This is a genomic window from Aeromonas eucrenophila (assembly GCF_000819865.1).
Lineage (GTDB): Bacteria > Pseudomonadota > Gammaproteobacteria > Enterobacterales > Aeromonadaceae > Aeromonas > Aeromonas eucrenophila.
In genome coordinates, this window is the sequence record NZ_CDDF01000005.1 from 426,206 (window position 1) to 442,074 (window position 15,869).

16 protein-coding genes are annotated in these 15,869 nt (G+C 63.5%); 7 read left to right on the top strand and 9 right to left on the bottom strand.

Translation table 11 applies throughout. The features are described 5' to 3' along the window. Positions 1-57 precede the first annotated feature (57 nt). The 6 genes from trpA to BN1124_RS05980 all read right to left on the bottom strand — a co-directional run bounded on the left by trpA (position 58) and on the right by BN1124_RS05980 (position 6,880). Entirely contained in the window at positions 58-864 is an 807-nt protein-coding gene (gene trpA, locus BN1124_RS05955; RefSeq protein ID WP_042640047.1) for a tryptophan synthase subunit alpha, read from the bottom strand. Further along, a complete protein-coding gene (trpB, locus tag BN1124_RS05960) occupies positions 861-2,054 on the bottom strand; it encodes a tryptophan synthase subunit beta (protein ID WP_042640049.1) in 1,194 nt (397 codons plus the stop codon). Before trpB ends, trpA begins: the two co-directional genes overlap by 4 nt. A gap of 73 nt (positions 2,055-2,127) precedes the next feature. Continuing rightward, positions 2,128-3,549 carry a bifunctional indole-3-glycerol-phosphate synthase TrpC/phosphoribosylanthranilate isomerase TrpF gene (gene trpCF, locus BN1124_RS05965; RefSeq protein ID WP_378051295.1) on the bottom strand — a complete coding sequence of 474 codons (1,422 nt, stop codon included), beginning with the start codon at positions 3,547-3,549 and terminating at the stop codon, positions 2,128-2,130. A gap of 62 nt (positions 3,550-3,611) precedes the next feature. Continuing rightward, on the bottom strand, positions 3,612-4,625 hold the full coding sequence (trpD, locus tag BN1124_RS05970) for an anthranilate phosphoribosyltransferase (RefSeq protein WP_042640052.1): 1,014 nt from the start codon (positions 4,623-4,625) through the stop codon (positions 3,612-3,614). Between the two features lie 10 nt (positions 4,626-4,635). Then, complete coding sequence (locus tag BN1124_RS05975) at positions 4,636-5,235, bottom strand: aminodeoxychorismate/anthranilate synthase component II (RefSeq protein WP_042640053.1); 600 nt, start codon at positions 5,233-5,235, stop codon at positions 4,636-4,638. Continuing rightward, positions 5,228-6,880 (bottom strand): anthranilate synthase component 1, encoded by a 1,653-nt coding sequence (locus BN1124_RS05980; protein WP_042640054.1) that lies wholly within the window; start codon positions 6,878-6,880, stop codon positions 5,228-5,230. Before BN1124_RS05980 ends, BN1124_RS05975 begins: the two co-directional genes overlap by 8 nt. Positions 6,881-7,304: 424 nt before the next feature. Between BN1124_RS05980 and rnm the strand changes: the two genes are divergently transcribed. The 7 genes from rnm to BN1124_RS06015 all read left to right on the top strand — a co-directional run bounded on the left by rnm (position 7,305) and on the right by BN1124_RS06015 (position 13,006). After that, on the top strand, positions 7,305-8,186 hold the full coding sequence (gene rnm, locus BN1124_RS05985) for an RNase RNM (RefSeq protein ID WP_042640055.1): 882 nt from the start codon (positions 7,305-7,307) through the stop codon (positions 8,184-8,186). Positions 8,187-8,320: 134 nt separating this feature from the next. Then, positions 8,321-8,941 (top strand): L-threonylcarbamoyladenylate synthase, encoded by a 621-nt coding sequence (locus BN1124_RS05990; protein WP_042640058.1) that lies wholly within the window; start codon positions 8,321-8,323, stop codon positions 8,939-8,941. Next, positions 8,934-9,818, top strand: coding sequence for a segregation and condensation protein A (locus tag BN1124_RS05995; protein WP_042640060.1), 885 nt, complete (start codon positions 8,934-8,936; stop codon positions 9,816-9,818). Before BN1124_RS05990 ends, BN1124_RS05995 begins: the two co-directional genes overlap by 8 nt. Further along, positions 9,802-10,386, top strand: coding sequence for an SMC-Scp complex subunit ScpB (gene scpB, locus BN1124_RS06000; protein ID WP_042640062.1), 585 nt, complete (start codon positions 9,802-9,804; stop codon positions 10,384-10,386). The genes BN1124_RS05995 and scpB overlap by 17 nt, the downstream gene beginning before the upstream one ends. A 95-nt stretch (positions 10,387-10,481) precedes the next feature. Continuing rightward, on the top strand, positions 10,482-11,405 hold the full coding sequence (gene rluB / locus BN1124_RS06005) for a 23S rRNA pseudouridine(2605) synthase RluB (protein ID WP_033129894.1): 924 nt from the start codon (positions 10,482-10,484) through the stop codon (positions 11,403-11,405). Between the two features lie 254 nt (positions 11,406-11,659). Beyond that, complete coding sequence (gene tesB, locus BN1124_RS06010) at positions 11,660-12,532, top strand: acyl-CoA thioesterase II (protein ID WP_042640064.1); 873 nt, start codon at positions 11,660-11,662, stop codon at positions 12,530-12,532. A gap of 114 nt (positions 12,533-12,646) precedes the next feature. Continuing rightward, positions 12,647-13,006, top strand: coding sequence for a glyoxalase superfamily protein (locus tag BN1124_RS06015; protein WP_042640066.1), 360 nt, complete (start codon positions 12,647-12,649; stop codon positions 13,004-13,006). A gap of 58 nt (positions 13,007-13,064) precedes the next feature. Here BN1124_RS06015 and BN1124_RS06020 read toward each other — a convergent pair whose 3' ends face one another. From BN1124_RS06020 to BN1124_RS06030, 3 genes are all read right to left on the bottom strand, one after another. Next, positions 13,065-14,246 carry a dicarboxylate/amino acid:cation symporter gene (locus BN1124_RS06020; RefSeq protein WP_042640068.1) on the bottom strand — a complete coding sequence of 394 codons (1,182 nt, stop codon included), beginning with the start codon at positions 14,244-14,246 and terminating at the stop codon, positions 13,065-13,067. A gap of 195 nt (positions 14,247-14,441) precedes the next feature. Then, positions 14,442-15,008, bottom strand: coding sequence for a class I SAM-dependent methyltransferase (locus BN1124_RS06025; protein WP_082041438.1), 567 nt, complete (start codon positions 15,006-15,008; stop codon positions 14,442-14,444). Positions 15,009-15,168: 160 nt separating this feature from the next. Beyond that, on the bottom strand, positions 15,169-15,810 hold the full coding sequence (locus BN1124_RS06030) for a TetR family transcriptional regulator (RefSeq protein ID WP_042640070.1): 642 nt from the start codon (positions 15,808-15,810) through the stop codon (positions 15,169-15,171). Between the last annotated feature and the right edge of the window lie 59 nt (positions 15,811-15,869).

The window sequence follows — 15,869 nt, forward strand, 5'->3', positions numbered from 1 at the left end:
TGGCTGGCTGGCTGGCTGGCCGGTCAGGGTCAACGGCATCTGACCCTATGCCTGTCCCTACTTATTGGTCGCCGCCTTCATCCCTTCCACAAACTCCTTGAGGCGAGTGAGCATATGCTCCGGGTTCTGGTGGTGGGTCTCGATGATCTTCACCACGGCGGAGCCGGAGATGGCACCGGCGGCGCCGGCCTTGATGGCGTCACGCACCTGAGCCGGCTCGCTGATGCCAAAGCCGAGCAGGGCGGGGGGCGCATTGAACTCGCGCAGGGTATTGATCAGCCCATCCACCGGCATGCCGGCCTTGGTCTCGGCGCCGGTGACGCCGGCGCGGCTCACCAGATAGGTGTAACCACTGCCGAGTTCCGCCACGGCCTTGAGGGTCTCGGCATCGCCGTTGGGCGGGGCGATAAAGATGCTGTCGATGCCGAACTTGTCGGCGGCGGCCTTGTAGGGCTCGCACATCTGCACCGGCACGTCTGCCACCAGCACGGAATCCACCCCCGCCTGCTGGCATTTCTCGTAGAAGCCGTCGATCTTGCGCACATAGACCAGGTTCGCGTAGACCAGCAGGCCAATGGGCAGCTGCGGGTACTTGGCGCGGATCCGGGTCAGCAGTTGGAAGCAGTCATCCGGGGTGGTATGGCTGGCAAACGCCCGCAGGGCCGCCCCTTGGATGGTGGGGCCGTCTGCCACCGGATCCGAGAAGGGAATGCCGAGCTCCAGGGCATCGGCGCCCCCTTCGACCAGGGCATCGACGATGGCCAAGGAGAGTTCGGGAGTGGGGTCACCCAGCATCACGAAGGGGACGAAGGCGCCCTGATTGGCAGCATCCAGCCGGGAGAAGAGTTGTGCGTAGCGATTCATGACAGGGTTCCTTCTTTTTCGAAGATGTCGGCGACGGTGAAGATGTCCTTGTCGCCACGACCGGAGAGGTTGACGATCAGCACCTGCTCTTTCTCAGGTTCGCTGCGCGCCATCTTGAGGGCATGGGCCAGGGCGTGGGAGGATTCCAGCGCAGGAATGATCCCTTCGGATTTGGCCAGCTCCTGGAAGGCGTCCAGCGCCTCCTTATCCGTGATGGAGACGTAGTCTGCCCGGCCGATGGCGGCCAGATGAGCGTGCTGTGGGCCGACGGAGGGGAAATCCAGTCCCGCCGAGACGGAGTAGGACTCCTGAATTTGGCCCTGCTCGTCCTGCATCAGGTAGGAGTGCATGCCAAAGAAGACCCCCTTGCTGCCGTGACCGAGCGGTGCACCGTGCTCGCCGCTCTCGATGCCGTGACCACCGGGCTCGACGCCGATCAGGCGCACCGATTCATTCTCGATGAAGTCCGCGAAGATACCGATGGCGTTGGAGCCGCCGCCGACGCAGGCGATCACCGCATCGGGTAGGCGCTCCTCCTTCTCGAAGCACTGGGCCTTGGCCTCTTCCCCTATCATCTTCTGGAATTCCCGCACTATCGTGGGGAAGGGGTGGGGGCCGGCGGCGGTGCCGAGCAGGTAGTGGGCGCTGTCGTAGTTCGCGGCCCAGTCCCGCAGTGCCTCGTTGCAGGCATCCTTCAGGGTGCTGGAGCCGGAATGCACCGGTATCACGGTGGCGCCCATCAACTTCATGCGGAACACGTTCGGCTTCTGGCGCTCGCAATCCTTGGCCCCCATGTAGACCCGGCACTTGAGGCCGAGCAGGGCGCAGGCCAGGGCGGTGGCGACCCCGTGCTGACCGGCGCCGGTCTCGGCGATGATCTCTGTCTTGCCCATGCGCTTGGCGAGCAGAGCCTGGCCCAGCACCTGGTTGGTCTTGTGGGCGCCGCCGTGCAGCAGGTCTTCCCGCTTCAGATAGAGCCGGGTCTTGGTGCCCTTGGTGAGGTTGCGCGTCAGGGTGAGGGGGGTCGGGCGACCGGCGTACTCGGTCAAGAGCTCCTCAAACTCGGCGACGAAGGCCGGATCTTCCTTGGCATCGACGAAGGCCTTCTCCAGCTGGAGCAGGGCGGGGATGAGGATCTGGGGTACATACATACCGCCAAACTCACCGAAGAACGGATTAAGCAGTGTCATGGTCTATTCCTTGTATCTATAGGCGAAAGCGATTCATCAATTTGGTGCATGTTCACAGGGCCGCAGGGCACTCTCACAGTTGGCGCAGGGCGCCAAAGGCCGCGGCGAGCTTCTGGGGATCCTTCTGGCCCGGGGCCGTCTCCACCCCGGAGTTGAAATCGAGGCCCAGACAACCGACTCGGGCGGCCTGCAGGGCGTTGTCGGGATTGAGCCCTCCCGCCAGCATCAGCCGGGATTTGTCGAGCCCCGCCAGCAGGGACCAATCGAAGGCCTGGCCGGTGCCGCCGCTCTGGCTGCCGACTTTGGTGTCCAGCAGCAGGCGATCCACCGGGTAGTCGAGGGCGGGCAGGGGCTCGCCGCTCGTGATGCCGACGGCTTTCCAGATCTGGCAGGCTGCGGGCAGCAGGGGGCGCAGGCTCTCGATATAGGCGGCGTCTTCATCCCCGTGCAGTTGTACCGCGGCGAGGCCGAGCGCCTCCACCGTCTTGGCGATGGTCGCAGGCTGGGCGTTGCGAAACACCCCCACATAGTTGAGCGGCGCACCCGCCATCAGGTTGCGGGCGGCGGGAATGTCCACGTAGCGCGGGCTCTTGGCGACGAAGATGAGACCGCCGAACACGGCGCCGGCCTCATGGGCGGCGGCGGCATCCTCGGGGCGGGTCAGGCCGCATACCTTGTTCTGGCCCAGCACCAACTTGCGCACCGCGGCGTCCAGATCGTCCTCTTCCATCAGGGAGGAGCCGACCAGGAAGCCCTTGGCGTACTGACGCAGCTCGGCCACCTGGGCGCGATTGCGGATACCGGATTCGCTGATGACAATGCGATCCGCCGGGATACGGACGGCCAGCTGGCCGGTGCGGGTGATGTCGACGCTCAAGTCCCGGAGATCCCGGTTATTGATGCCGATGACAGGGGCGCCCAGCGTAATGGCGCGCTCCAGCTCTTCTTCGTTGCTCACCTCGGTTAGCACCCCCAGACCCAACTCCTTGGCGACAGCGAACAGGGTGCGATAACCCTCGTCGGTGAGCACGGAGAGCATCAGCAGGATGGCGTCCGCCTGATAGTGGCGGGCCAGATAGACCTGATAGGGGTCGATCATGAAGTCCTTGCACAGCACCGGCTGTTTAACCCGGGCGCGCACTCTCGGCAGGAAGTCGAAATCCCCCTGGAAGAACTTCTCGTCCGTTAGCACCGAGATGGCGGTGGCGTATTTGCCATAAACATCGGCGATGGCCTCCGGGCTGAAGTCATTGCGGATCAGGCCCTTGGAGGGAGAGGCCTTCTTGCATTCGAGAATGAAGCGGGTAGAGCCTGCCCGCAGCTGTCCCTCGAAGTCCCGATCGCTTGGCACCAGAGCGCCCTGGAAGCTCTCCAGCGGCTGGGACTCCTTGCGGGCCTCAATCCAGCCCTGCTTGGCGGCCACTATCTTGCCGAGAATGGTCTGGTTGATGGAGGCCATGTTCAAAAAGCCGTTGGGGGAAATGACGTCTGACATCTCGTTATCCTTGCGAAGCTGGGGACTGCCTTGTGGGCGGCTCTCTTTGGTCGTGGTTGACATCATGCCTCCTGATGGCTCAGGGCGGCCAGCGCCGCGGCGAGGGCGCTGCACTCGCCGCTGGCAAGCTTGGCCAGCACCAGGGCGGCGGCTTGCTTGAAGTCCGGGGCCTTGCCCGCCATCACCAGCAGGGGGGCCACGTTGGCGGCGATGGCGGCGTTGTGAGCCGGGCTGCCTTTTCCGGCCAGGATGGCGGCGGTGATGGCACGGTTCTCTTCCGGCTCACCGCCCTGGATGGCGCTCACCGGGTAGGTCTCGAGGCCGAAGTCCGCCGGGGTGATCAGGTACTCGCGAATTTCGCCGTCCCGGATCTCCGCGACTTGGGTCGGGCCGTGGATGGCGATCTCGTCCAGGCCCGCGCCGTGTACCACCATACCGGTTTTCAGACCCAGCGCCAGCAGGGTTTCGGCGATGGGGCGCACCAGTTCCGGCGCATAGACCCCCATCAGCTGATAGCTGGGGCGAGCCGGGTTGATGAGCGGCCCCAAGACATTAAACAAGGTGCGGGTCTTGAGGGCCTGGCGCACCGGCATGGCGTGGCGCACCCCGGCGTGGTACTGGGGGGCGAACAGGAAGCAGATGCCGAGCTCGTCGAGGCAGCGGCGGGCTTGCTCGGGGCTCATGTCGAGCTTGATCCCCATCTTGTCGAGCAGATCGCTCGAGCCCGACTTGCTCGATACCGAGCGGTTGCCGTGCTTGGCGACTTTCAGGCCGCAGGCGGCGGCGACCAGGGCCGAGGTGGTGGAGACGTTGATGGTGTTGAGGCCATCGCCGCCGGTGCCGACGATGTCGCAAAACGCATAATCGGGGCGCGGGAAGGGGCGGGCCTCCGCCAGCAGCGCCTCGGCGGCGCCGGCGATCTCCTCCGGGGTCTCCCCCTTGAGTTTGAGGGCGGTGAGCAGGCTCGCGAGCACTATGGGATCCACTTCCCCGCGCACCACCTGGCCGAAGGCGTCGCGGGCGGCGTCGCGGGAGAGAGACTGTCCCTGATAGAGGGTATTGAGATGTTGATGCATGAGGGTCTCCTTACCGCACGGTGCTTTCGGGACGAGTCACATGGGCGAGGGCCTGGGTCAGCAGGCGGGCCCCTTCGCTGGTCATGATGGATTCGGGATGGAACTGGAAGCCGAGCACGCGCTCGCCGCTCTGCTCTATGGCCATGGGCATGCCCTGGTAGTGGGCAATCACCGTCAGCTCTTCGGGTACATAAGTGGCGACCAGGGAGTGGTAGCGGGCCACCGGCAGCGGGCTCGGCAGGCCGGCGAAGGCGCCGTGACCGTTGTGCTCGATGAGGGAGCGCTTGCCGTGGACTATTTCACCGGCGGCGCCGACGGTGCCGCCGTAGGCTTCGCACAGGGCCTGATGACCGAGGCAGATGCCGAGGATGGGCACCCGGCCCCGGGCCAGCTTGATGAGGTCGATGAGGCAACCTGCCTCATGTGGGGCGCCCGGGCCCGGGGAGAGCACCAGCACGGCATCGCCGCCCGCGGCCTCTATCTCGGCCATGATGCGGCTCGCCGGCAGGCTGTTGCGGTAGATGCGCACCGGGTAGCCCAGGGTGCGGAACTGGTCGACGAGGTTGTAGGTAAAGGAATCGAAGTTATCGAGCAGGAAGATGTTAGTCATGGCGCGCCTCCTTGTGCTTCTCTGACTGTTGTTCTTGCAGGCTGAGGGCCTGCAGGGAGGTGCCATGGCTGGCGGCGATGGCGGCCAGCACGGCGGCGGCCTTGGCGCGGGTTTCGTCCGCTTCCATCTGGGGCTTGGAGTCATAGACCACGCCGGCACCGGCCTGGACATGGGCCACGCCCTCTTTCACGAAGGCGGAGCGGATGACGATGCAGGTGTCCATCTCCCCCACGCCGTTGAGATAGCCCACGGCGCCGCCGTAGCTGCCGCGACGCTTGCCTTCCACCATGCGGATGAGCTCGCTGGCGCGCAGCTTGGGGGCGCCGGTCAGGGTGCCCATGTTCATGCAGGCCTGGTAGGCGTGCAGGGCGTCCAGATCGGCGCGCAGGGTGCCCACCACCCGGGAGACCAGGTGCATCACGTGGCTGTAGCGATCCACTTTGAGCAAGTCCTTCACGTAGCGGGTGCCTGGCTCGGAGATGCGGGCGATGTCGTTGCGCCCCAGATCCACCAGCATCAGGTGCTCGGCCACTTCTTTCTCGTCCTGGCGCAGCTCCAGCTCGATGCGGCCATCCAGGTCCAGATTGATGCTGCCATCGGGGTTGAGGCCACGGCGGCGGGTGCCGGCGATGGGGTACATCTCCACCTGACGGCTCTTGGCCTCGAACTTGACCGCGCTCTCCGGGGAGGCGCCAAACAGGGTGAAGCCTTCGTCCTGCACATAGAACATGTAGGGGCTGGGGTTGGTCTGCTTGAGGCGGCGATAGGCGGCGACGGGCTCGGGGCAGGGCAGGGAGAAGCTGCGTGACGGCACCACCTGGAAGATGTCGCCCCGGCGGATAAAGCCCTTGAGCTTCTCTACTTCGGCGCAGAACTGCTTGTCGTTCTTGTCGACGTTGAGCGCGCCGGTCAGCGGCTGAGTGCCTTGTGGCTTGGACTGTGGCTGCTGGCAGGCCAGCTTGAAGTGCTCCAGTCGCTCGAGCAGACGGGCATAGCGCTCATCTTGCTGGCCACTGTCCTGCTCGTCGCTGCCGCCGAAGAGGCAGGCCAGCAGCTGGGTGCTCTGCTTGATGTGATCTATGGTGATCAGGGTCTCGGCCACATAGAAGCAATAGTCGGGGCAGTCGTTGCTGCCCTCAGGCACCTCTGGCAGATCCTCGAAGGAGGCGATGAGGTCATAGGCGAAGGTGCCCGCCATGAACAGGGCCTCTTTGCCCTCTGAGCAATGCAGCTGCTGTTGCAGGGTACGCAGCACGTCCAGCACGCTGCTGCCCTTGAGGCGGCTGTCTTCGTCCAGCTCCCTATCGGAGCGCGGGAAGTCGAGGTGGAGCTCGTCATCCACCCGACTCTGACCGATGACGGCGGGCAGTTGCTCGGCCAGCAGGCGTTGCAGTCGGGCGCCGTTGTCATTGAGAGCGCGCACCCACACGGTATGACCGCGGCACTCGATGCGCAGGCAGGCGTCCACCAGCAGCAGGCTCTGGGTGCCGGCCTTGGAGTCAATTTCCACGGATTCCAGCAGCAGATTGTTGGGGCGGCCCAGGCACAGCTGGGTGTAGAGCGTCAGCGGGTCTGTCACATAGGGGGCGTTGAGCCGGATGGTATCGAATTCACCCAGGGATAACCGGGTCTTGTTGCCTGTCATGATGCCTTTCCTTGCCGCTGTTCTGTGTAACCGATGTTCATGATGTTGAGTCTCTTGAAAATGGATGGATTGGGTGCCTCAGGGGGCCCGCCATCGCCTCGTCGTCGTGCTTATCAGAATTCTCGGTTTCATCAGATGTCCATTTGCCGGATAATAAAAAAGCCCGCTGGGGTCAGCGGGCTTTTTCTCTGGGTTCTTAATTTGCTGTCAGATTACAGGTACAGCAACGACCACACGCCCGCATGTCAGGGAATGTGCCACCACCAGTTCTGGTTCAGGGTGATTGTCGTTTGCATGATAAAATCCTGTCACGTTCTGTTTGCAATTGAAGTGCCTACAGAAAACGATAAAGCCGCGGCCAAGTCAAGTCGCTTTTTGCTTGTCTCTTGCCAGACAGGCCCGTTGATGAGAGCGATACAAGCCGATGAAATTCGATCTTCACTGTCATACCACCGCCTCCGATGGGGTGCTGGCACCCCGGGATCTGGTGCGCCGCGCCGCCGAAAAAGGGGTCGAGGTGTTAGCGGTCACTGACCACGACACACTCGCCGGGCTTGATGAGATACGCGCCACCATTCAGGCCGAGCAACTGCCGCTGCGACTGGTGAGCGGGGTCGAGATCTCCACCGGTTGGGAGCATCACGAGATCCACATAGTGGCGCTGGGCGTGGATGAGCAGGAGCCGAAATTGCGTGCCTTCCTCGCCGCCCAGCTGGCTCGCCGAGAGGCGCGGGCCGAGGAGATCGGGCGTCGTCTGGAGAAGTGCCAGCTGCCCGGCACCTATGAAGAGGCCAAGGCCCTGGCCGGCGATGCCGCCGTGACCCGCGCCCATTTTGCCCGGGTGCTGATGGCGCGCGGGGTGGCCGACAACATGCAGAAGGTATTCAAGAAGTACCTGAGCCGGGGCAACAAGGGCTATGTCCCCGCCGAATGGCCCGAGATGGCGCTCGCCATCGAGGCCATTCACGGCGCCGGTGGGTTGGCGGTACTGGCCCATCCCAGTCGCTACGATCTCACCGCCAAGTGGATCAAGCGGCTGCTGGTGGCCTTCAAGGCCGCAGGGGGGGATGCCATGGAGGTCTCCCTGCCCCAGCAGAGCCCCCAGGAGCGCGCCAACCTCGGCCAGTGGGCGAAGGAGCACGATCTCTACATCTCGGTGGGGTCGGACTTCCACTTCCCCTCCAACTGGACCGAGCTGGGCCGCCATCTCTGGTTGCCCAAGGAGGGGATGCCGCTCTGGCTGGGCTACCCGGGCCACTTCGGCCTCAGCCCCGAGGAGCATGCCAGCCTGCTGGCCGCCCGCTAACGGCGGCGCCGGCCGGGAGGTTTGGCCTTTGGTGCGAGCGAGTCTGCGCCAAACAGGTTAAGGTAGTGTCATGGGCCACAGGGCCCGTGACCATGAAGCGGGCAGTCCTCTTGCCCCTATTGTGAGAGCAGCATATGAGTCAGCATTTCTACGTACATCCGGATAATCCCCAGGTCCGTCTCATCGGCCAGGCCGTGCAGATCCTGCAAAACGGCGGCGTCATCGTCTATCCCACCGACTCTGGCTACGCGCTGGGCTGCCAGATGGGCAACAAGGATGCGCTGGAGCGCATCTGCCGTATCCGCCGCATCGAGCCGAACCACGACTTCACCTTGGTGTGCCGTGATCTCTCCGAGATCGCCACCTATGCCAAGGTGGACAACAGCGCGTTCCGGCTGATCAAGAACAACACCCCGGGCGCCTACACCTTCATCTTCAAGGCGACCAAGGAAGTGCCGCGCCGGTTGATGAACGAGAAGAAGAAGACCATCGGCATCCGGGTGCCGGCCAACAACATCGCCCTCGCCTTGCTGGAGGAGCTCGGCGAGCCGCTGCTCTCCACCACCCTGATCCTGCCGGGTTCAGAGATGGCGGAGTTTGATCCCGAAGAGATCTTCGACAAGCTCGGCAAGCAGCTGGATCTGGTGGTCAACGGTGGCTACCTGGGCGAGCAGCCCACCACAGTGGTGGACTTCTCCGACGACGAGCCCGTGCTGCGTCGTCGTGGTGCCGGGGATCCCACGCCGTTTGAATAAGGCGGTAGACACAGTCCCCGCCGAGGGGACAGCGGCGAGCCTGGCGGGGGAGGTAAGCCTCCCCCTGCCCATCGCCAAGGTCCTGGGGCAGCCCTATCATGAGCTGCCCCAGGACTTGTTTATTCCGCCGGATGCGCTGGAAGTCTTCCTCGACACCTTCGAGGGGCCGCTCGATCTGCTGCTCTACCTCATCCGTCGCCAGCAGTTGGACATCCTGAACCTGCCGATCTTGCAGATCACCGCCCAGTACATGGAGTACGTGGAGCTGATGCAGGGGCTCAATCTGGAGCTGGCGGCGGAATACCTGCTGATGGCGGCCTGGCTCGCGGAGATAAAATCCCGCCTGCTGCTGCCCAAGGCGCCGGAGCTTGACGATGACGAGGAGGGGGAAGATCCCCGCGTCACCCTGATCCGTCGGCTGCAGGAGTACGAGCGCTACAAGACCGGCGCCGAGCGGCTCAATGCCCTGCCGCGGCTGGAGCGAGAGATCTTTGTCGCCAGCGCCTTGCCACCGGATTTTGGCGATCTCAAGCCATTGACCCCCGATGTTTCGCTGGTTGAGCTCGCCCTTTACATGCAAAGTGTGGTAAAACGCGCGACTCATTTCGAACATCACCAGATCCGCCGTGAGCAGATCCCGACCCGGGTGCGCATGGCGGAGATCCTCGCCCTGCTCTCCTTGGGCCAGACCCTGCGGCTGGATCAGGTGCTCAAGGCAGAAGAGGGGCGGATGGGGGTGTTGGTGACGTTTTTGGCGCTGCTGGAGCTGTGCAAGGAGTCCCTTATCTGGATCCTGCAGGCCGAGCCCCTCGGGCCCATCCATTTTGCCTTGGCCAGCCAGCCTGAAGAGGAGGCGTACCGTGGCGCTGCCCACTGAACGGCTCAAGACGCTGATCGAGGCGGCCCTGTTCGTGGCGGGACGCCCGCTGACGGTGAGCGAGCTCAAGGCCGGGGTGCTGGCGGATTACCCCGTCACCAGCCGCTATGTTCAACTGCTGCTGGCCGAACTCAGGCAGGAGTACGGCGAGCGGGGGGTGGAGCTCAAGGAGGTCGCCTCCGGCTGGCGCTTCCAGGCCCGCCAGGAGTATGCGGAAGAGCTCTCCCGGCTGTGGAGCGAGCGGGTGCCGCGTTATTCGCGGGCCGTGATGGAGACGCTGGGCCTCATCGCCTATCGTCAGCCCATCACCCGGGCCGAGATCGAAGTCATCCGCGGGGTGGCGGTATCGAGCCAGATCGTCAATACCCTCAAGGAGCGTGGCTGGGTGCGCAGCATAGGCCACAAGGAGGTGGTGGGGCGGCCCGAGCTGCTCGCCACCACCAGAGAATTTCTGGATTATTTCAACCTGCAGAGTCTGGAGCAGCTCCCCGAGCTGGATCCCGAGCTGCAGCAACCCTTGTCAGGTTTGATGGGCGAGGGCAGTGACGGCCAGTTTGTGCCGTCTTGAGTAACAAAGCGGTGGTGGTGCCTCGACGGCGTCGCCACAGGAGTCACAGTTGCCTGCGCTATGAGCGGGCAGCGATCAACAATCAGGTAAACCCGATGAGTGAAAAACTGCAAAAAGTGTTGGCCCGCGCGGGTCAAGGCTCCCGTCGTGAGATGGAGGCCCTGATCACCGCAGGTCGGGTCAGTGTGGATGGCAAGGCCGCTACGCTGGGGGATCGCGTCGAAGCAAACGCCGTGATCCGGGTGGATGGCCACCAGATCAAGACCCGTGCGGCTGAAGAGCAGATCTGCCGCGTGCTGGCGTATCACAAGCCCGAAGGGGAGATGTGTACCCGTCACGATCCGGAAGGTCGTCCTACCGTGTTTGATCGTCTGCCCAAGATGGACGGCGCCCGCTGGATCGCGGTCGGTCGTCTCGACGTCAACACCTCCGGCTTGCTGCTGTTCACCACCGACGGTGAGCTGGCCAACCGCCTGATGCACCCGAGCCACGAAGTGGAGCGGGAATACGCGGTGCGGGTGTTTGGCGAGATCACCGAAGCCATGCTGCAGCGCCTGCGCAAGGGCGTACAGCTCGAAGACGGCATCGCCAAGTTCAACAAGATCAAACCGGCCGGCGGTGAAGGCCTGAACCAGTGGTTCAACGTCACCCTGACCGAGGGTCGCAACCGTGAAGTGCGCCGCCTGTGGGAATCCCAGGAAGTGCAGGTGAGCCGTCTAATGCGGATCCGTTACGGCGACGTGACCCTGGATCGCGGCATCCCCCGCGGTGGCTGGAAAGAGCTCAAGCTGCCGGAGGTGAACTACCTGCGCGGTCTGGTGCACATGAACTACGAGACCGAATCCAAGGTCGATCTGCAACAGGATGGCAAGACCACCCGCCACAAGCAGGCCGCCCAGATCCGTCGCGCCGTCAAGCGCCACAAGGACATGCAGGGCATGGAGCCGCGCGCGCGCAGCACCACCGCCCGTCGCAAGCCGACCTCCTCGACCCGCAACTCGGGCACCGGCAGCAAGTAAGTTGATGCCTCCGGTCTGACGTTCTAGGTCTGGATCCATAAAAGCCCGCACCCTCTGGTGCGGGCTTTTTCGTTATGGGGCTGAGACGCTGATGCCGGCCTGCTCTGCTGCCTGGGAGTGTGCCCAGTTCATTAATCATACTAATGAATATTTATATCGATAAAATTTCCTGCTGAACTTGACCAGAATGAGGGAGAGGTTGCTCTGCCAGGGCTGGCTTGTTAGCCTTTCCCGCACTGATACAGGAGAGACGAATGAGCAAGGTACTGGATGAGCTGCTGGCGTTGCTGGCGCTTGAAAAAATCGAGGAGGGCCTGTTTCGGGGCCAGAGCCAGGATCTCGGATTGCGATCCGTGTTTGGCGGACAGGTGATGGGGCAGGCTTTGTCAGCCGCCAAGCAGACGGTCGCGGGCGATCGTCAGGTGCACAGTTTCCACTCCTACTTCCTGCGTCCAGGGGATGCCAACAAGCCCATCGTCTACGACGTGGAGAACATCCGCGACGGCCAGACCGTCTCCACCCGCCGGGTCAAGGCCATTCAGGGTGGCAAGCCCATCTTCTACCTCAACGCCTCCTTCCAGATCGAAGCCGAGGGGTTCGAGCACCAGGCGGCCATGCCAGAGGGCATCACCCCGCCCGAGCAGCTCAAGAGTGAGCTGGAGCTGGTGCGCCCCTACGAGCAACTGATCCCGCCAGCTCTGCGGGACAAGATCCTGTGCGAGAAGCCGCTCGAGATCCGCCCCGTGACCCTGGTCGACCCGATCCGCCCAGATGTGCACGAGCCCCTGCGTTACACCTGGTTCAAGGCCAACGGCCAGATGCCGGACGATCAGCGGGTACACAAATACCTGCTGGCCTATGCCTCGGACTTCCACTTCCTGTTCGCCGCCCTGCAGCCCCACGGGGTCTCCTACTGGGAGCCGGACATGCAGGTGGCGACCATAGATCACTCCATGTGGTTCCACCGGGACTTCCGGCTCGACGACTGGCTGCTCTACGTGGTGGACAGCCCGAGCGCCAGCGGTGGCCGTGGCCTGGTGCGCGGCCAGTTCTTCACCCGTGACGGCGTGCTGGTGGCCAGCACTGTGCAGGAAGGGGTGATCCGCCGCCGGGGTGCAGGTGCATGAACAGGTCAGGCGGCCAAGGGGTGAGCCTGTGATAGTGCCCATACTGCGCAGTTTCGATGAGACCAAGCTTTGGGGTTTCTACCTCGATGACTCAGGTGGCAGAGAGGGGACGTCGTGATCATCCCTATCCTGCGCAGCTTCGATGAAACCAGGCTACGGGGGTTTTACCTCGATTACCTGGGGTTTGTCATCGACTGGCAGCACCGATTTGCGCCGGGCATGCCGCTCTACCTGCAGATCTCCCGGGGGGACTGGGTGATCCACCTCTCGGAGCATCACGGGGATGCCTGCCCGGGGGCGGCCCTGCGGCTGTCGACCACGGAACTCGATGCGCTGTTTGCCGAGTGGCAGGGGCGCGGCTACCCCAATGCCAGGCCCGCCATCGAGACCATGCCCTGGGGTTGCCGCGAGCTGAGGGTGCTCGATCCCTTCGGCAACCGGCTCATCTTCACCGAGCCCTTGCCGGCCGCATAGGCGTTCAGCGCCCATAAAAAAACGGGAGCCACTGGCTCCCGTTTTTCATTGACGGCGTTTAGGCCGCATCCTGCTCCACGGCAGGGAGGCTGGTCTCACTGCCCTTGGCGAAGTGATCGGCCCAGAGCGCGATGACGCCGTCGCCGGTGACGTTGCAGGCGGTGCCGAAGCTGTCCTGCGCCAGGTAGAGGGCGATCATCAGGGCGATGGAGGCATCGCCGAAGCCGAGCATGGAGGTGAGCAGGCCCAGGGCCGACATCACGGCGCCACCGGGGGCACCCGGGGCCGCGATCATCACCACACCCAACATCATGATGAAGGGGAAGATCTCGAGCAGGCTGGGGATGGCCAGGTGCTCGGAGAGGAACATGACGGCGGTGGCGCAGGTCACCAGTGTGATGGTGGAGCCGGAGAGGTGGATGGTGGCGCACAGGGGCACGGTGAAGTTGGCGATGGCATCGCTCACGCCGTTGTTCTTGCTGGCCTTGAGGGCGACCGGGATGGTGGCGGCGCTGGACATGGTGCCGATGGCGGTGAAATAGGCCGGCAGCATGTTCTTGATCAGAGTGGCCGGGGAGCGACCGAGCGCCAGCCCGGTGCCGACGAACAGCACGGAGAGCCAGAGCCAGTGCATGACGATGGCCATCACCAGCACCACGCCGAAGGTCTTCAGGGTGGTGAAGACGGTGCCCTCGACCGTCATCTCGACGAAGACGCCGGCGATGTAGAACGGCAGCAGCGGGATGATCACCTTGGCCAGCAGCAGATCGATGATGTCACGACCCTGATCGGCCACGCTGCGCAGATCCCGCGCACCGGTGGCGGAGATGCCGATGCCGAACACGAAGGCGGCGGCCAGGGCCGACATCACCCCGAACAGCGGCGGTATTTCCATGGTGATGTAGGAGGCGAGCTTGGTGCCCTCCTGGCTGGTCATGGTGGCCTCGCTGGTCAGCAGCGGGATGAGCTGGCTGGCGACCAGGAAGGCCAGGGTGCCGGCCACCAGGGTGGAGCCATAGGCGAGGGCAACGGTATTGCCGAGCAGCCGGCCCGAGTTCTTCGGCAGGCTGGCGATGCCGCTGGTGATGAAGAACAGAATGATGAGCGGGATGGTGAAGCTGATCAGCTGACCGATGACGGTCTTGGCGGTGAACAGCACGCGTGCGATCCATTCCGGGGCGTAAAGGCCTAACAGGAGACCGGCGAGGATGCCGGCAATCAGTTTCAGGACAAGTTTCATGTGATGTTCCAGGTGTTGTTGTCGGTCTTATTATTTAATCTTGATTATATTGCTGCTTTTTAACACGACGGCCGCATCTTGTCTGCCTGATGATGGTTAATTCGGAGTTAAATATTGTTAAATGTGATCATGCCGACGTATGTCGCCAGTGGGGAAGGGGAGGGCAAAATTGATGATGAATTATACAGCGTCGATTCAGGGTTGCCGGAGCAGCAGGGCATGCAGCCAGCGGCCATTGACCCCGTCCTCGGCGCACCAGAGCCGTAGCGGCTCAAACGGCAGAGGGGCCAGGAGCGCCCTGAGCCCTGCCTCGTCGAGACAGACGCGCAGCGGGTAGTCGCCCTCGGGTGAGCCGGTGCTTTGTGCGCCATCGAGATGGGGGAAGGAGCAGTAGAGCGGCGCCCCGGGCTTGAGCAGACTGGCGAGATGGGTCAGCACGGGGGCGAGCTCCTGTTCGTGCAGGCAGGGCAGGGAGGCGCTGGCCCAGATGCCATCGAAGGGCACGACGCTGTGCATCTGGTTGAAGTGACAGACTCGCACCGGCTGGCCGCACAGGCGCGAGGCGGCGCTGGCCTGCTCCCGGCTGGCATCGAAGGCGGTCACCATGTACCCCAGCTCGCGGAAATAGTGCAGATCCTCTCCCGTACCGCAGCCGGCTTCCAGCAGATGGGCTCCCGTGCGCAGCCGGGTCAGGAAGGGCGCATGGGCCTCCCCTGTGCAAGCCGGGCGCTGGTTGTCGGGGGAGGGGGTGGAAGCGGGCATGGGGTCATCTCGAAAGCGGGTCGGGTGAGGGGCGCTATCCTAGCAAATTTTGTCGCCCACTTGATCGCCGATCCTGGCCTGCGTCGGGCCAAGGTCCCATGGCATGCCAGCTGGATGGCGCCGAAGGGCAGGGCGGGCCAGGTTACTGACCCGCTTCACTTTAGCTGCGCCGCACCGCCGGACCCTGCGGCTGGGCGATGAGGGCGAACAGGGTGTCGAGCAGGAAGTCGGCATCCCGGATCAGGTTGATGCGCTCCGGGAAGTGCAGCCAGTTGATGATGTAGCCGTCCAGGGTGCAGTGCATCAGAGTCGCGCCCCTGCGCAGATCGAGGTCCGCCGGCAACTGGCCGAGGCGCACCGCATTGGCCAGGGTGAGCTCCAGATCCTGAAAGAAGTTGAGGGACTGGGCGCGCATGTGCTCGCGCAGGGCGCTGGCTTCTCCTTCCAGCGACTCCAGATTGAACATGATGGTGAACATCTGCTGATGGGCGGGTTCGAGGCTTATCTTGTACATCACGTCTTTGAGGAAGACCCGCAGCTTGCCGAGGGGATCCGGCTCCTGCTCATCGACACAGGCGTCGAGCTGGTGGGATAGGGGAGAGCAGAGCTCCTCCCACAGGGAGATAAACAGCTCCTCCTTGTTCTTGAAATGCCAGTAGATGGCACCCCGGGTCAGCTCGGCGGCGTTGGCGATATCGGTCAGGCTGGTCTTGGCCAACCCCTGTTGGCAGAACAGATTCAGGGCCGTGCTCATGATGTGGCAGCGGGTCTGCTGCGCTTCTTCTTTGGTTCGTCTGGCCATCGGATCCATTCCTGTCTAAAAGGGTCAAAAGTTTCTTACATACATTTATGAATGTATGT

What these genes read in the sequence shown, in the direction of transcription:
- trpA (WP_042640047.1), bottom strand. Translation starts at nt 864, where the DNA reads ATGAATCGCTACGCACAACTCTTCTCCCGGCTGGATGCTGCCAATCAG.
- trpB (WP_042640049.1), bottom strand. Translation starts at nt 2,054, where the DNA reads ATGACACTGCTTAATCCGTTCTTCGGTGAGTTTGGCGGTATGTATGTA.
- trpCF (WP_378051295.1), bottom strand. Translation starts at nt 3,549, where the DNA reads ATGTCAGACGTCATTTCCCCCAACGGCTTTTTGAACATGGCCTCCATC.
- trpD (WP_042640052.1), bottom strand. Translation starts at nt 4,625, where the DNA reads ATGCATCAACATCTCAATACCCTCTATCAGGGACAGTCTCTCTCCCGC.
- BN1124_RS05975 (WP_042640053.1), bottom strand. Translation starts at nt 5,235, where the DNA reads ATGACTAACATCTTCCTGCTCGATAACTTCGATTCCTTTACCTACAAC.
- BN1124_RS05980 (WP_042640054.1), bottom strand. Translation starts at nt 6,880, where the DNA reads ATGACAGGCAACAAGACCCGGTTATCCCTGGGTGAATTCGATACCATC.
- rnm (WP_042640055.1), top strand. Translation starts at nt 7,305, where the DNA reads ATGAAATTCGATCTTCACTGTCATACCACCGCCTCCGATGGGGTGCTG.
- BN1124_RS05990 (WP_042640058.1), top strand. Translation starts at nt 8,321, where the DNA reads ATGAGTCAGCATTTCTACGTACATCCGGATAATCCCCAGGTCCGTCTC.
- rluB (WP_033129894.1), top strand. Translation starts at nt 10,482, where the DNA reads ATGAGTGAAAAACTGCAAAAAGTGTTGGCCCGCGCGGGTCAAGGCTCC.
- tesB (WP_042640064.1), top strand. Translation starts at nt 11,660, where the DNA reads ATGAGCAAGGTACTGGATGAGCTGCTGGCGTTGCTGGCGCTTGAAAAA.
- BN1124_RS06020 (WP_042640068.1), bottom strand. Translation starts at nt 14,246, where the DNA reads ATGAAACTTGTCCTGAAACTGATTGCCGGCATCCTCGCCGGTCTCCTG.
- BN1124_RS06025 (WP_082041438.1), bottom strand. Translation starts at nt 15,008, where the DNA reads ATGCCCGCTTCCACCCCCTCCCCCGACAACCAGCGCCCGGCTTGCACA.
- BN1124_RS06030 (WP_042640070.1), bottom strand. Translation starts at nt 15,810, where the DNA reads ATGGCCAGACGAACCAAAGAAGAAGCGCAGCAGACCCGCTGCCACATC.